This is a genomic window from Saccharopolyspora elongata (assembly GCF_004348985.1).
Taxonomy (GTDB): domain Bacteria; phylum Actinomycetota; class Actinomycetes; order Mycobacteriales; family Pseudonocardiaceae; genus Saccharopolyspora; species Saccharopolyspora elongata.
Map to the genome: position 1 here is coordinate 96,044 of NZ_SMKW01000031.1, position 14,842 is coordinate 110,885.

A 14,842-nucleotide genomic window follows, 5' to 3' on the forward strand; every position below is an offset into this window, starting at 1 on the left:
GGACCGGTCGAGACTTGTCCCATGCGCCTGCTGCTGATCGCCGACACGCACCTCCCCAAGCGCGCCAAGGCCCTGCCGGACGAGGTTTGGGACGCGATTGCGGCTGCCGACGTGGTGATCCACGCAGGCGACTGGGTCGAGGTCGCGCTGCTGGACGAGCTGGCGGCGCGCACCCCCCGGCTAATCGGGGTGTACGGCAACAACGACGGCCCGGAGCTGCGGAAGCGCCTGCCCGAGATCGCCCGGGAAGAACTGGTCGGTGTCCGGCTCGCAGTGATCCACGAAACCGGGGCGGCCAAGGGCCGCGAGGCCAGGTGCGACCGGCAGTTCCCCGACACCGACGTGCTCGTGTTCGGCCACAGCCACATCCCGTGGGACACCACGACGCCCGGCGGCCTCCGCCTGCTCAACCCGGGCTCGCCCACCGACCGCCGCAGCCAACCTCACTGCACGTACCAAACGGCCGAAATCTCCGGCGGCCGCCTCCACGACGTCGAACTCCACCGCCTTTCGCCCCGAACCACGACCCGCCAGTAACGCCGGGCGCACGCCCTTCCCGGCAAGGTGGATTGCTGATCAGCGAATGCGACTCCCATCCAGCTCCTCGCGGATCACCTCAGCGCAACGCAGTTCCCGCGGCACCGGATGAGCGGGAAGGCCCTCGAGGTGGATTGCGGGCGCGCGCCAAGGCTTCGGTGGCGTCGTCGAGCACGGCGCCCACCAGGAGATCGGGAAGGTCGAGCGCAACGGGCCCATCCCGCCACCCCGGCAGCCCGGCTCAGCGGGCCGCGGTCGCGATCTCGTCGTCGACGTGCCGCGGCCGCGCGGCGACGAACCCGGCGACCAGCTCGACGACCAGGCAGCCGATCAGCAGGAACAGCGGTGCGGTCCAGCCGCTCGTCAGGTCGTTGAGGGCACCGATAGCCAGCGGGCCGAGTGCGGCGAGCGCGTACCCGGCGCTCTGCACGAAACCGGAGAGCTGAGCGGCGGTGGACGCCTCGCGGGTGCGCAGCGAAATGAGCGTCATCGCGAGCGGGAAAGCGCCGTGCAGGCACGCCAGCAGCACGACCCAGAGCCAGGGTGCCGCCGCCGGGGCGAGTAGCAGGCCGGTGTATCCGGCAAGTCCACCGAGGACGATCCCGGCGACGTAGGGTCGCTGGCTGCGGCTCTTCGCGGCGAACCGCGGAAGCACCAGGCTGATGGGGATCGCCGCCAGGGCCGACGCGGACAGCATCAGGGCCGCGGTGTCCGCCGCGATCCCGGCGCCGATGAGGATCGCCGGGAGCCAGCCCATTACGGCGTAGGCGCTGAGCGCCTGGAGTCCGAAGAACGCGGCGAGGCCCAGCGCGGTGGGGCTGCGAAGCAGGGCCGTCGGCGGGTGCACCCGGTGCGGGGCCGGTTCCTCGCCGGCCGGTGCGCGGCGCAGACGGAGCAAGATCACCCACGGCACCAACGCGACCGCCGCGATGACGGCCCAGCTCCCGAGGCCGCCCCGCCAGCCGTACCCGGTCGCCTCGCCGATCCCGACGGTGGCCCCGGCGGGCAGCGCGACGCTGGCGGCCGCGCCCATGGAGTAGACCCCGGTCATCAGGCCGACACGGTGCGGGAAGTACAGCTTGATCAGCACCGGCATCATGATGTTGGCGACCGCAATGCCGGCCAGCGCGAGCGTGCTGCCGAGCACGAAGCTCGCCGAACCGCCCGCGACCGCCCGCCACGCGAGGCCGACGACGATAGCCGCCACCCCGCCGAGGACCAGCTGCGCCTCCCCGATTCGGCGGGACAGCGCCGGCGCCAGCGCGCCGAACGCCGCGAAGCAGATCACGGGCAAGGCGGTGACGACCCCGGCCAGCGCCGCGCTCATCGCCAGCGCCGCGCGCACCTGGTCGAGCACCACGCCCAGGCTGGTGACCGCGGAGCGCAGGCTCAGCGCGGTCACGACGATCCCGCCGACCACCAGCCAGCGCGCGAGGCGATCCACCTGTTGGGAATGCGTCGTCTTTGTGACCACTCATCTATTATGGGTGGTCACATGTGCCCGGTCAATGCCCTTCGGTGGTAACCTTCGGGGGGTGGACCTCCCCTACGAGCGCCCCGAGGACCGGCCGACCGCGCCCGCCCCGCTGGATCGGGTGCAGGAGTTCGTCAACACTCGGATCAACTTCCGCGAGACCGGCGACTTCCGGGACGAGCTGTCCTCGCCCGCTGCACTGCGAGACTGGATGAGCGCGCAGGGATTGCTGCAACCGCGCGCCCGGGTCGACGCGGACGACCTGGAGCGCGCCATCGTGGTCCGCGAGGGCCTTCGCGCTCTGCTCGCGCGGCACAACGACGCGAGCGAGGCGGACGACGGCGATGCGCTCCGCGCGCTGGACGAGGCCGCGACGACGCTGCCCCTGCGGGTGCGCACCGCCAAGAGCGACGAGCTGGCTCTCCGGCCGGTCGCCCAGGAGGGGATCGAGCACGCGCTGGCCACTCTCCTGGCGGACACCTTCACGGCGCGGTCCGCGGGCGCACTCGCCCGGCTGAAGACCTGCCGCGATCCGGCCTGCCGCTGGGTCTTCTACGACTCGTCGAAGAACCGCTCCGGCACCTGGTGCGCCATGGGCACCTGCGGTGCGGCATCGAAGAAGCGGCACTTCACAGAGCGCCGCCGCGAAAAACGCCGCCTGGGGTGATCGCAAGTCCGGGCTCGCGCAGCCACCACCGTCCATTTCGGACAAGTGAGCGAGAATCGAGCCCGAGCAGGGCCGAGATCGCGTCAGCTGCCCTCGGAAGCGCGGCCGGTCCGCGGCGCGCCCGGTCGAGCCCGGCACGCACCGCGGCCGCCTCCTGCGGACTCATCGCCGGACGCCTGGTTCAAGGCCCGGAATCGCGGCTGCCGACCAGATCACTCCGTCACGGGCAGGCACTCGGCGAGCAGGTCGACGACGTCGCGCCAGGCTCGCTGCGCGTGCTGCGAGTGGTAGCCGACGCCGGGAACCACAGTATGGTCGACCGGCGGGTGGTGGAAGGCGTGCAAGGCGCCGCCGTAGACCACGAGGCGCCAGTCAACGCCCGCGGCCTGCATCTCGGCGGCGAAGGCGTCCCGTTGCGCGGGCGGCATGATCGGGTCCTCCGATCCGACCCCGGCCCACAAGGGGCAACGGATTCGCGCCGCCTCGCCCGGTCGACCCGTGGTCAGTGCGTTGACCGTCCCGATCGCCCGCAGGTCGACGCCGTCACGCCCGAGTTCCAGCGCGATTGCGCCCCCGGTGCCGTAGCCGATAGCGGCGATCCGGTCGGGGTCGGTCCGCGGTTCGGCGCGCAACACGTCGAGCGCCGCGTGGCCGATGCCCCGCATCCGGTCGGGGTCGGCGAGCAGCGGCATGCAACGGGCCAGCATCTCCTCGGGGTCGCCCAAATAGCGCCCGCCGTGGAGGTCGAAGGCCAGCGCTACGTATCCCAGCTCGGCGAGCGCATCGGCCCGGCGGCGCTCGACGTCGCTGAGCCCCGTGCCCTCTGGTCCGAGCAGCACCGCGGGCCGGCGGTCGACACCGGCCGGGAGCGCGAGATGCCCGATCATCGTTACGCCGTCGGCCGGGTACTCGACCGTGCGCGTTGTAACTGCCGTCATGGGACTGGACTGTAGTGATCGTCGAGCCCGGCAGGCCCGGTGTTCACCGCCGGCAAAACAGCGTGGATGTGCCTCTGAAATACAGCGATGGCTCACAAGATCCGCCACAAACCCCGTTCCCGCGGAAGCATTCCTGCCCTGGCCACGGTGCTGGAGGTGGACCAGGGTGAATAGCACGGGCCGGCGAGCCGCTCGAGCAGCGGCAAGTAATCGCTTTCAAACGGCTGTCCACGAAGAACAGGTATGGCCAGATCGGAGATGTACCACAGCTCGATGGTGGGGCCCTTCGACCAGGCGGGTGTCGCCCGGAAGAGTTGAGCAACTTGTGACCAGCCGCAGCGGTGACAGGATCCCCCGGCATGGATCGATCACATCTCAGAGCGTGGCTCATGCGACTGCCGCTCTGGGCGGCGTTCATCGCGCTGTTCGGATTAGGCATGTGGTTCAACTTCCGCTTGATCACGTTGACGTTGACCGACGGACCGCCGGCCGACTCGGCGGCCGAGGCCTGGTATGCCCAGGGCTTGTTCGTGTCTCTAGTGGGATCCGGTTTGTTCTTCTGCCTCGCACTGCTCTGCGGAGCACCCGCGTCGACCCGACCCGCCCGCGGTCACGCGTCGAGCACTCCTGGTGGCCCGCAAGCCTCGGACCATCCAGCACAGGCAAGCCTGGAACTCGGTGACGACCTCTGGCGCTAAGACGATCGGGGGCCTGCCCCCAGAAACGCCAGCGCACCGTTCGGGCCCTGATTCAGCGGCACGCGCCCGCCGAGCCGCGAGTCACCGTGGAAGATGTATGCGATCACGGCTTGGGCGAGCACCTCGTTCGCCTCGGCCTGCCGCTGCCTGTCCGGCTCCGGCGGCTCGTCGACCCGAATCTCCCCGTCGTCGGTCCGGGTGAACGTGGCGATGGACGCACCCCACACCGGGTACTCCCCGACGTACACCGGTGTGGGCAACGAAATCCCACCGGCGGCGAGGGACCGTCGCGGAAGGGCATTCCCGGGTCGTCACTCGCCCTGACCGCCGCCGATCACTCCTTCAGCCCACCGGCATGACCATGTGCCGGCGTCCATGCCGTTCCGGCCACCCAGTTCTCTACGACTCCGGTGAGGCCTCGCGACGGCCCCGGGTCGCCAGTTGGACGTGGCGCGCATGCGAGGCGAAGGCAGGATCGCCGCCGCCGACGGCCTCCAGATCGACATCTGGGAGAACAACCCACTGGCCGAAACCGGCCGGCGGCGGGTGGCTGTACACGGTGGGCGATTGCAACGGGAGCGCCGTGGTGTGCGTCGTGGTCTGATGGAAAAGCCAGGCGCGTTCGAGGGGCCTGTTGCCCGGACGTCAATACTGCGCCGGAGACGCCCCGGGCCGGGGGCATGAGTGCAGGGTGTGGAGATCACTTGTACGAGCAAGCTCGTGCATGCGGTGCCTGCGCTTCCCGGAGGCAGCGAGGTATGGCTGTGCCTGGTCGAGGTGGACCAGCGGTGGAACGGGGTGAGCGATGCCGAGCTTCGGGAACCTTCTGATACTGACGATCATCGCCCTGCTGGCGCCCTTGTTGCTCGGGCTGGCACCGCGGCTGCGGATCCCGTCGGTGGTCCTGGAGATCGTGGCCGGGGTCATCGTGGGGCCATCGGTACTGGGACTCGTGCGCGTGGATCAGGCGGTGCAGGTCGTCGCGTTGCTGGGGCTGGCGTTTCTCCTGTTTCTCGCGGGGCTCGAGGTTGACTTCCATCGCCTGCGCGGGCCGCTGCTGCGGGTGGCCTTGATCGGCTACGTGGTGAGCTTGGCGATCGGCGTGGCGGTGGGCTTCTCGTTCGGCGCGGCGGGCTGGGTGCGTGACCCGATGCTGATCGCGGTGGCGCTGTCCGCGACATCGCTCGGTCTGGTCGTCCCGGTGCTCAAGGACGCGGGGCGTGCGGACCAGGCGATGGGACAAACGACGATCACAGCGTCCTCCGTGGCCGACTTCGCCGCGGTGGTCCTGCTGTCGCTGCTCTTCTCCACGTCCGGCGGCAGCCCCGGAGGCCGGCTCGTGTCGCTGATCGTCTTCGTCGCCTTCGTGGCCGCCATTGGAATGGCGGTGGCTCTAGCAGGGCAGTCAATGCGTCTGGGAGATCTCTTCCTGCGGTTGCAGGACACCACCGCGGAGATCCGGGTCCGTGCAGCGGTCGTGCTGCTCGTGGCCTTCGTTGTGCTCGCCGAGGGATTTGGCCTCGAGAGCATCCTGGGCGCGTTTCTGGCTGGTGCGGTCGTGGGCTTGGTCGATCGTGACTCGGCTACGCATCCGCATTTCCGGACGAAGCTGGAGGCGATTGGGTACGGGTTCCTGATTCCGGTGTTCTTCGTCGCCAGCGGTGTGCAGCTAGACCTCGGAGGATTGATCGCGACTCCATCCGCATGGCTGCGAGTGCCGCTATTCCTGCTCGCGCTGCTGCTCGTGCGCGGCGCTCCAGCGCTGCTCTACCAGCGCTCGCTCGGCACACGTTCCTCGGTCGCGGCCGGGCTACTGCAGGCGACGTCGCTGCCGTTCCTGGTTGCCGCAACACAGATCGGCGTCGCGCTCGGCCTGATGACTCCGGTGACTGCGGCGGCGCTGATCTGCGCGGGTCTCTTGTCGGTTCTCCTGTTCCCAGCTGCCGCCCTCGCCTTGCTGCGCAAGCGCGTCTCAAGCGAGCGCCGCGGAGGCACGGAGGAAACCACGTAGCGCAGCGCGGAGGCGGGATGATCGATCGGCGGGCCGTGCTGTCGAAACGTGCGGCATGGGCCGTTGCTTCTGCCAAAGTCACGGGACATGCAGGGGACGCCGACGACTTCATCGAACGAAACCGCCGGACCCCCGCCTACTCCAGCGCGCTCTACGCGGCAAGCTTGCTCCAGAAGGTACGCCCGGAGGCGGTGCGCGGAATCTTCGAGTCGATGGTGGAGCCGTCCGATCACGGCGAGCTGATGGCGAAATTCCTCTCCCTCCCCTTCCGGCGCATGTTCAGTCCGTGATCGGTCCCTGGGAGGCAATCTGTGTGCGTGGCAGGAGAATCCGTCGGTGAGGACCAGATCTTCGTCGAGCGCGAGGCGATCGCCGAAGCTATCCGCTCCGGCGATCGCGAACGGGCCGGTCAGAAGAGCACGACGAGCATCCCCCAGCCGGCGAGCGGCGCCACGATGATCAGAGCGGCACCCCACAACAGCAACACCCGGTAGGTCGCGGTGCGCTGGTGCTCAGGCACGTTGGCCACGATCAAGGCTCCGTTGGTGGAGAACGGGCTTGCGTCGACCACTGAAGACGACACGCACAGCGCCGCGAGCAGTGCAGTCGCATCGATATGTCCACTGAGGAGCAACGGAGCGCTCAGTGGTACGAGTGCTCCCAGGATGCCGGTGGTCGAAGCGAACGCCGACACCACGCCACCGATGAGACAGAGCACCAAGGCAGCCACCAGCGGGGCCCCTACCGCCGTCACACCCTGCCCCAACGCTTCCACCACGCCGAGCTGCTCCATGACGGAGATGTAGGTGACGATGCCGCACACCAGCAGGACGACCGGCCACGCGATGCTGGTGGCCCCGGACTGCGCTGTCTTGCCGAACAGCAAAGCGAGCAGCACCGCCACGCTCAATGAAGCCACGCCCGTGTCGACACCGAAACCGGTGACGGCAACGACCATCGACAGGATCCCGGTCAGCGTCACAACCTGCTCCACCCGGACGCGGGTCTCCGGCCGCGTCCTCGTCGCGACCGCCCCGCCGATGCCAGCTCCATCCGGGGGAGCATCAGTTTGCTCGAGGGCACTGATCCCGTGGTTCCGGAAGACCACGACGGTGCCGAGCGCGACGATCGCGTTGAAGCCGAAGGTAGCGCCGAAAAGCACGAGCGGATCGATCGTCAACCCGTGCGCGGCGGCCGCACCGAGCGCGATCGTGCCGAGCACTCCGACCGGGGAGAAGCTGCCGGCCGCCGCGCCGTTGACGGCCATCAGCCCGTTGAGCAAGGGGCTGGTGCCGTGTTTGACGGCGAAGGCGATCCCGATCGGCGCCACGATCGCCACGGCGGCCGGTGATGCCGCACCGATCGCGGCGAGCGCGGTAGCCGTGAGGAACACGATCCAGGGCATGAGCTGCTTGCGGCCGCGAACGGCGGACATGGCCAGCCTCACCAGCCAGTCGATCGTGCCGTTGGACTTGGCGATGCCGAACAGGAACGTCACCCCGACCAGGGTGATCAGCAACGACACCGGAAACTCGTCGAGGACGTCGCCGGTAGCGATGCCGTTCAGCGAACACAGCAGGAATGCCGCGACGAGCGCGATCGCCCCCATGTTCACCGGCCGCAGCGACCCCAGGAGAAAAACCATGATCAATCCGGCCAAGGCCGTGGTCAGCACCATTGCTGAGCCTCCTTGTCGCAAGGCAGGCACGGGCCCGCCCAGGCTGAGTTCCGGTGTCGGCTACTGCTCGTCGAGCCAGGTGAGGACGGATTCGGTGTGCTCGCCGAGCGCGGGCACCGGGCGCATCAACGCCTCGTTGCCAGCGACGGTGACCGGTGGCACGAGCGCTTCGATCTCGCCGACCGGTGTCCGCACGGGACGCCAGCGGTCGCGGGCGCGCAGCTGCGGATGCTCGGCGAACTCCGCCACGGTGCGCTGGCGGGCGTAGGCGATCGGGGCCGCATCCAAGCGGCGAAGGGCCTCGTCCGAGCTGAAGGTCGCGAAGATGCCCGCGATGATGCCGTCGAGCTCGGCTCGGTTGGCCACGCGGGAGCTGTTGTCCGCGAACCGCGGATCAGAAACCAGATCCGGATTTTCCAGCACCACGTCGCAGAACCGCTTCCACTCGCGCTCGTTCTGCAGGCCGAGGTTGATGGTCACGCCGTCCCCTGCGGTGAACGGACCGTAGGGCGCGATCGTGGCGTGACTGGCACCGGCCCGCGCAGGCGCCGTGCCGCCGTAGCACGTGTAGTGCAGTGGATAGCCCATCCACTCCCCCAGCGCCTCCAGCATCGACACCTCCAGCGCCGCTCCTCGCCCCGACCGCTGCCGCTCGAGCAGTGCGGTGAGGATGCCGGTGTAGGCGTACATGCCGGTCGCGATGTCGGCGATGGAGAGGCCGACCTTGGACGGGGTCTCCTCGGTACCGGTGATGGAGACCAAGCCGGCTTCGCACTGGATGAGCAGGTCGTAGGCCTTCTGCTTGGAGTAGGGTCCGCCCGCCCCGTACCCGGAGATGTCGCAGGTGATCAGCTCGGGTCGCGCCTGCCGCAGGTCCGCAGCCCCGACACCGAGTCGTTCGGCCGCTCCGGGCGCGAGGTTCTGCACGACCACGTCCGCCCGGTCGATCAGCTTGCCGAGGACCTCCCGGCCGGCTGCCGACTTGACGTCGAGTTCGATGCTCTCCTTGCCCCGGTTGAGCCACACGAAGTGACTGGCCATCCCCTTGACCGTCGTGTCGTAGCCGCGGGCCAGGTCGCCCGCTCCGGGGCGCTCGACCTTGATCACCCGAGCACCGAGATCCGCGAGCTGCCGGGTGGCGAACGGCGCGGCGACTGCTTGTTCCAACGACACGACGACGACACCGGACAGCACGCCGGATGCCTGCGCAGAAGAGTGGGTGTGTGGCATGACGAACATGCTGCGGAAGGCTGCGCGGACAAGTCCAATGACGGATTCTTGCCAGAACCATGCGTCGCGCGCATCATTCCGGCATGGAGATTCGAGACCTGGAGTGGTTCGTCGCGCTCGCCGAAACCGAACAGGTCACCCGCACCGCCGAAGGGCTGCACATCACGCAGCCCACCCTGTCGCGTGCCGTCAACCGGCTGGAGAAGCACTTCGGCACCAGCCTCTTCGACCGCACCGGCAAGCGCCTCCGGCTCAACCGGTACGGCGAGGTCGTCCGGGCCCACGCCGCGCGCGTCCTGGGGGAGATCGACGCGGCCGAGCAGCGGGTCGGCGCGATGCTCGACCCGCAGAGCGGCGTCGTGTCGCTGGGATTTGTCACCTCCTTCGGCTCCTGGCTGGTGCCCCGCCTCATGCAGGAATACCGGCAGCAAGCCGCCTCCGCTCAGTTCCTGCTCGAAGGCGGCCCCGCCGATGCCGTGCTGGAGATGTTGCGCCAAGGGTCGGTGGATGTGGCCATCTGCAGCCCGAAGCCGCGGGACGAGGACATCCACTGGCACCCGATCGCTGAGGAACCGCTGCGTCTCGTGGTCGGCGACCAGCACCCGCTGGCGACCGCGAAGAGGATCGACCTGGCGCAGGTTTCGGATGAGGACTTCGTTGCATTGCGCCCGGAATTCGGCCTGCGCCAGATATTCGATGCGCTCTGCGCGAAGGCCGGTTTCGCTCCTGCGATCGTCGTAGAGGCGACGGAAATCCCCACCCTCTGGGGCCTGGTCGCCTCCGGTGCGGGTGTAGCGGTATTGCCCGTGCCGACCCCCGGCCCCCTGCCGAAAGGGACGAAGCAGTTGTTCATCAAGGATTCCGGCGCCGTGCGGACCGCCGGTTTCGCCACGCTGCGCACCCGCCGGCAGTCCCCACCTGTCGCGCGCTTCATCGAGTTCGTCCACGATCACCCGCTGATCAAACGCTGAGCCATGCATACGCAACGCGTATGGAAGCCATGACGAACGGCCATCGGTCCGAAGTAGTCAGTGGCGTCTCCGGACCGGCAAACTGACCGCCATGACGACTGACAAGAACTACGTGCCGGGCTGGACCGGCCGCTACTTCGAGGATTTCCAGGTCGGGGACGCCTATCGCCACCCCTTGGGGCGCACCATCACGCGAACCGACAACATCTGGACCACCCTGCTCACGCAGAACACCTCCCCCATCCACTTCGACGCCCACTACGCGGCGCAGACCGAGTTCGAGCGCCCGCTGGTCGACTCGACGTTCACCCTCGCGCTGATCACGGGCCAGTCGGTGACCGACCTGTCGCAGCACGTGTTCGCCAACCTCGGATGGGACAAGGTCCGCCTGCCGCACCCGGTCTTCGAAGGCGACACCCTCTACTCCGAATCCGAAGTCCTCTCCATCCGGGAATCCAAGTCCCGGCCCGAGATCGGCATCGTGACGGTACGCACCACCGGCTTCAACCAGCGCTCCGAAGTCGTCATCATCTTCGAACGGACGCTGATGGTCTACAAGCGAGGCTGCGGCCCGGACTTCACCGCAGTCCGCCCTGAATGGGACGAACTGTCCAGGAAAGCCCTCGAGCACTGATCTACCGCCGGCCCCGGCCCACTGTGCGACCGCTTGACCTCAGCGAGTGTGTTGGGCAGTGCGCAGGGGCCGAGGCTGGAAACGATGGCCGGCAAAGGGAATGGGCCCACCGCTGTGAACGTCCCGCCCCGACCAGCAACCCCGGTTCGTCGGCGGCGGCCTGCGCGTCGCCGGAGTCGGCTCGCCCTGGCGGCGAATGTTCAGGCGGCGGTGACGCCGCTGTCGGTGGAGAGCACGGCACCGTTGATGTTGCGGGCCTCGGGTGAGGCGACGAAGCAGAACAGGGCCGCGACGTCGTCCACGGTGGCCATCGGACGCGGTGTACGGGTGTTGACGGTCAGCGACAGGTCCACCCCCGCCGGCATGGTGAAGCCGGTGACCAGCGGGGTCTCCACCGCTCCCGGCGCGATGGCGTTGACCCGCAGGCTCTGCTTCACGAACTCGACGGCCAGGGAACGGGTGAGCTGCACGAGAGCGCCCTTGCTCATGGTGTAGACAGCGGTGTACGCCTGCCCGATGAGCCCGCCGGTGGAGGCCAGGTTGACGATGTTCCCGTCGTTGCGCACCAGGTGCGGGATGGCGGCCTGGCACATGAAGAACGGTCCGTCGAGGTTGACCGCCATCATCGTCCGGTAGTCCGCCTCGCTCACCTGCGTGGCGTGCTCGTAGCGGGCGATGCCCGCGACGTTGCCGAGCACGTCCAGCCGCCCAGAACTTGCCACTGCGTCCGCGACCGCGGTGAAGCAGTCGGTGCGGTCGGTGACATCTGTGACCCGGGTGCGCACGGTTCCGGGCAGACCGGCCGCGAGGTCAGCGGTCTCCTGCAGGCCTGCGGCGTTGATGTCGAGACCGTGCACAGTGGCGCTCTCGGCGGCCAGCCGCAGCGCCGTGGCCCGACCGATGCCGGAGGCGGCACCGGTGAGCACGACGACCCGGCCGGCGAAGCGGCCCTCGACGGGAGCGAATGCGGTCATGAAAACCTCCTTGGCGAGGTGCGGGGTTCGGGATCACGCCAGGACGCAGCGTGCGCCGGTGAAGTTCGTCGGCATGCACTTGTTGCAATGGATGCACAACGAGCGGATCGAGGGTTCCTGCTGGACGCGGTTGATCAGGTCCGGCTCGCGCAGAAGCGCGCGGGCCATGGCGACGAACTGAAAACCCTCGGACATGGCCAGATCCATGCTCGGGCGGTCGGTGATGCCGCCCAGCAGCACCAGCGGAAGTTCGAGGGCGGCGCGGAACTGGCGGGCGTCCTCGATGAGGTAGGCGTCCCGATAGGGATAATCCTTGAGCAGGGCTCGGCCGGCCATCCGCACACCGAACCGCTGTGGCTGCGGCAGGGCCGCCGCGAACTCCCGGACCGGGACGTCCCCCTTGAACAGGTACATCGGGTTGAGCAGTGAACTGCCCGCGGTCAGCTCCAGTGCGTCGACCGCGCCGTCCGCCTCCAACCAGGCGGCGACCTGGAGCGACTCGTCCAGCCAGAAACCTCCCGGGACGCCGTCGTCCATGTTGAGCTTGGCCAGGATCGCGATCCGGTCGCCGACCGCGTCGCGGACCGCCCGGACGGCGGCGCGCGCGACCTTTGCGCGGTTCTCCAGCGAGCCGCCGAAGCGGTCCTTGCGCCTGTTGACCTTCGGGCTGAGGAACGAACTGGCGAAGTAGTTGTGTCCGAGGTGGACTTCGACCGCGTCGAAACCTGACTCCACGGCGAGCTCGGCGGCCGTGCCGTAGGCCTCGACGATCCGGTCGATGTCCTGGCGGGTGGCTGCCCGGGTCATCCGCATGCTCAGCGGGTTGAACCGCGGGCTCGGGCCGAGCGCGGGCATCCCGTTCGACCTGCCATTGGCGACCGGCCCGGCGTGCCCGATCTGCGCTGACACCGCGGCTCCCTCGGCGTGCACGGCATCGGTGAGGCGGCGCAGCCCTGGGACGGCCTCAGATCGCATCCAGATCTGGTCGAATTGGGTGCGCCCCTCCGGGGAAACCGCGCAGTAAGCGACGGTCGTCATGCCGACGCCACCGGCCGCGTGACGCCGGTGGAACTCGATGAGCGAGTCGGTGACCAGCGCGCCGTCGCTGCGTCCCTCGAACGTTGCGGCCTTGATCGTGCGGTTTCGCAGCGTCAGCGGACCGATCTTGCCCGGGGAGAAGATGTCAGGAAAGACGCGGTCGTCGATCGGCGTGGCGGACATGGGACCCCCTTCGGGTCGGCGAGGAAGCTCGCCGGAGTCGTCAGTGCGGAGCCGGCGGGCCACTCATCGGCGACCGGCCGTGTTGCATTCCCAGGACGACTGCCAGGGAGAGCAGACCGACGACGACAGCGACCAGGTAGGCCGGGGTGAACCCGGCGGATAGCACCGCGCCCAGCACCGTCACACCCAGCGCGTTGCCGAGGTTGTTGGCGATGCTCATGAACCCGGTTCCCAGCGAAGTATGGGTCGCCGGCACCGCCTCGATGATCAGGTTGGACGCGGAGACGAAGTACAGCCCGAAGCCGCAGCCCATGGCGATCGAGGCGAGCACGAGCTGTCCGGCGTGGTCGTGCAGCAGCGCGGCCAGCGCGGTACCGACGGTGAACGCGCCGAGCGAGACCAGCATGGTCAGCCGCGGTCCACGACGGCGCGCCAGCGCGCCACCGAGCGGACCCGCGACCGCGCCGAGCACACCCTGCGGCAGCAGCAGCATCGCGACCGCCATCGGGCCCAACGCCAGCCCGCCGGCGACGAGCGGGGCCTGCACCAGCAGTGGCATCAGGTAGCCGTGGCCACCGAGCACGAAGCCGCCGCCGGCGGTGGCCAGCAGGGTCCAGCGCACTGCGGGCCCGGTCAGCAGTTTCGGCGCGATCAGCGGCTCAGCAGTGCGCTTTTCGTGCACGATGAACAACCACAGCAGCAGCGCAGCGGCCAGTACGCAGCCCAGCGTGCCGAGCGAGACCAAGCCCCAGGCGCTTGCCTGGCTGATGGCCAGTAGCAAGATGCCGACCCCGGCGCCGAACAGCAGCGAGCCGGTGATGTCCAGGCGCCGGCGTACCGGCCTCCGGCGCTCCGGCACCAGCCACAGCGCCAGGGGTGCGAGCACCACGACGAAGACCAGGCAGAACCAGAACACCGCGCGGAAGTCGAAGCGCTGCACGAGGAAACCGCCGACGAAGGGGCCGATGATGGCGCTCATCCCGAAACCGGTGTTGACCGCTCCGACCGCGATGGGCACGTAGCGGCGTGGGAAGCCGTCCCGGATCAGTCCGTAGGCGGCAGGCACGATGGCCATGCCCGGCGCCTGCAACGCACGGCCGACGAGCAGAACCCCGAAGTTCGGGGCCAGCGCGGCGATCATCGAGCCGATCGCGAAGACCGCAGCGGCAACGGCGATGGTGCGTTTCCGGCCGAACATGTCGGCGACCTTGGCCAGCAACGGCTGGGTGGCCAACGCGACCAGACTGACCACGGTGACGGTCCAGCCCACCGCTTGGGTGTCGAATGCCGACCGGATGTTCGCCAGCGCCGGGTAGACCAGCGACATCTCGAGCGGCACGATCTCGCTCAACAGCACTAGCGGGATCAGGACCCCGACCATGCGGCGCACCGACGCGTTCGCCAGCGGGCGCTCCTCGTCCGGAACCCCAGACGGGTCTGGAGTGGCCGGCGCGGCGCTGCGCTGCCGGCGGTCCGCGGGTTGTCCGCCGGGTTCGCTCCGGCCACCCGTGGACACTCCGTCAGCCCTTCTCCGCAGTGGCCGCGGCGCGGACCGCGGCCACCGTCGATTCCGGCTCGCCGAAGGCCACCTTCGCCATCAGCGAGGGTTCGACGTCCGCCCGGGCGGCGAATACCTCCCGGTAGGTCTCCTGCGCGGCCTCGTCCTGCGGGTCAGCCAGGAAAGCCCACTCTGCGAGGTGGCAGGCCAGCCGCAGGTCCTCGGCGACCAGCTCCCGTGCACGGGCGGCGAGCGCGGCGGCGCCTCCGGCCAGGCGGGCCACCTCCCGGGCCTGGTCGGGGGCGCCGCCG

Annotated in this window: 16 protein-coding genes; 7 read left to right on the forward strand and 9 right to left on the reverse strand. The window is 69.1% G+C overall.

Annotation, left to right across the window (positions count from 1 at the left end):
* Positions 1-21 precede the first annotated feature (21 nt).
* Positions 22-537: a metallophosphoesterase family protein gene (locus tag E1288_RS23065; protein WP_132488342.1), complete on the forward strand. Its 516-nt coding sequence runs from the start codon at positions 22-24 to the stop codon at positions 535-537.
* Between the two features lie 241 nt (positions 538-778).
* On the opposite strand, the gene E1288_RS23070 is transcribed toward E1288_RS23065, so the two are convergent.
* A complete protein-coding gene (locus E1288_RS23070; RefSeq protein ID WP_132488344.1) occupies positions 779-2,011 on the reverse strand; it encodes a CynX/NimT family MFS transporter in 1,233 nt (410 codons plus the stop codon).
* Between the two features lie 61 nt (positions 2,012-2,072).
* Between E1288_RS23070 and E1288_RS23075 the strand changes: the two genes are divergently transcribed.
* Positions 2,073-2,678 (forward strand): CGNR zinc finger domain-containing protein, encoded by a 606-nt coding sequence (locus E1288_RS23075; protein ID WP_165968219.1) that lies wholly within the window; start codon positions 2,073-2,075, stop codon positions 2,676-2,678.
* Positions 2,679-2,890: 212 nt separating this feature from the next.
* Here E1288_RS23075 and E1288_RS23080 read toward each other — a convergent pair whose 3' ends face one another.
* Positions 2,891-3,616 carry a dienelactone hydrolase family protein gene (locus E1288_RS23080; protein WP_132488348.1) on the reverse strand — a complete coding sequence of 242 codons (726 nt, stop codon included), beginning with the start codon at positions 3,614-3,616 and terminating at the stop codon, positions 2,891-2,893.
* 389 nt (positions 3,617-4,005) lie between these two features.
* Between E1288_RS23080 and E1288_RS23085 the strand changes: the two genes are divergently transcribed.
* Positions 4,006-4,314 carry a hypothetical protein gene (locus tag E1288_RS23085; protein ID WP_132488350.1) on the forward strand — a complete coding sequence of 103 codons (309 nt, stop codon included), beginning with the start codon at positions 4,006-4,008 and terminating at the stop codon, positions 4,312-4,314.
* Here the strand turns inward: E1288_RS23085 and E1288_RS23090 are convergent.
* On the reverse strand, positions 4,311-4,574 hold the full coding sequence (locus E1288_RS23090) for a hypothetical protein (protein ID WP_132488352.1): 264 nt from the start codon (positions 4,572-4,574) through the stop codon (positions 4,311-4,313). The genes E1288_RS23085 and E1288_RS23090 overlap by 4 nt on opposite strands.
* Before the next feature lie 545 nt (positions 4,575-5,119).
* On the opposite strand from E1288_RS23090, the gene E1288_RS23095 reads away from it, so the two are divergent.
* Positions 5,120-6,325 (forward strand): cation:proton antiporter, encoded by a 1,206-nt coding sequence (locus tag E1288_RS23095; RefSeq protein ID WP_132488354.1) that lies wholly within the window; start codon positions 5,120-5,122, stop codon positions 6,323-6,325.
* 17 nt (positions 6,326-6,342) lie between these two features.
* Positions 6,343-6,615, forward strand: a complete 273-nt coding sequence (locus E1288_RS48115; protein ID WP_207954498.1) for a hypothetical protein — start codon at positions 6,343-6,345, stop codon at positions 6,613-6,615.
* A 119-nt stretch (positions 6,616-6,734) separates the two neighbouring features.
* Here E1288_RS48115 and E1288_RS23105 read toward each other — a convergent pair whose 3' ends face one another.
* Both E1288_RS23105 and E1288_RS23110 read right to left on the reverse strand, forming a co-directional pair.
* The gene (locus tag E1288_RS23105) at positions 6,735-8,003 is read right to left on the reverse strand and encodes an SLC13 family permease (RefSeq protein ID WP_132488356.1); all 1,269 of its coding nucleotides are present in this window, start codon (positions 8,001-8,003) and stop codon (positions 6,735-6,737) included.
* 60 nt (positions 8,004-8,063) lie between these two features.
* Positions 8,064-9,233, reverse strand: coding sequence for a CaiB/BaiF CoA transferase family protein (locus E1288_RS23110; protein ID WP_132488358.1), 1,170 nt, complete (start codon positions 9,231-9,233; stop codon positions 8,064-8,066).
* Between the two features lie 83 nt (positions 9,234-9,316).
* Here E1288_RS23110 and E1288_RS23115 point away from each other — a divergent pair, with 83 nt between their 5' ends.
* Both E1288_RS23115 and E1288_RS23120 read left to right on the forward strand, forming a co-directional pair.
* Positions 9,317-10,204, forward strand: coding sequence for a LysR family transcriptional regulator (locus E1288_RS23115; RefSeq protein WP_235883750.1), 888 nt, complete (start codon positions 9,317-9,319; stop codon positions 10,202-10,204).
* Positions 10,205-10,295: 91 nt separating this feature from the next.
* The gene (locus E1288_RS23120; protein WP_132488362.1) at positions 10,296-10,838 is read left to right on the forward strand and encodes a MaoC family dehydratase; all 543 of its coding nucleotides are present in this window, start codon (positions 10,296-10,298) and stop codon (positions 10,836-10,838) included.
* Between the two features lie 200 nt (positions 10,839-11,038).
* Here E1288_RS23120 and E1288_RS23125 read toward each other — a convergent pair whose 3' ends face one another.
* From E1288_RS23125 to E1288_RS23140, 4 genes are all read right to left on the reverse strand, one after another.
* Positions 11,039-11,812, reverse strand: a complete 774-nt coding sequence (locus E1288_RS23125) for an SDR family NAD(P)-dependent oxidoreductase (RefSeq protein WP_132488364.1) — start codon at positions 11,810-11,812, stop codon at positions 11,039-11,041.
* A gap of 33 nt (positions 11,813-11,845) precedes the next feature.
* On the reverse strand, positions 11,846-13,033 hold the full coding sequence (locus tag E1288_RS23130; protein ID WP_132488366.1) for an NADH:flavin oxidoreductase: 1,188 nt from the start codon (positions 13,031-13,033) through the stop codon (positions 11,846-11,848).
* A 40-nt stretch (positions 13,034-13,073) separates the two neighbouring features.
* Positions 13,074-14,549, reverse strand: a complete 1,476-nt coding sequence (locus E1288_RS23135) for an MFS transporter (protein ID WP_132488368.1) — start codon at positions 14,547-14,549, stop codon at positions 13,074-13,076.
* Between the two features lie 4 nt (positions 14,550-14,553).
* On the reverse strand, positions 14,554-14,842 hold a 289-nt coding region (locus tag E1288_RS23140), incomplete at its 5' end, for an alkyl sulfatase dimerization domain-containing protein (RefSeq protein WP_207954499.1).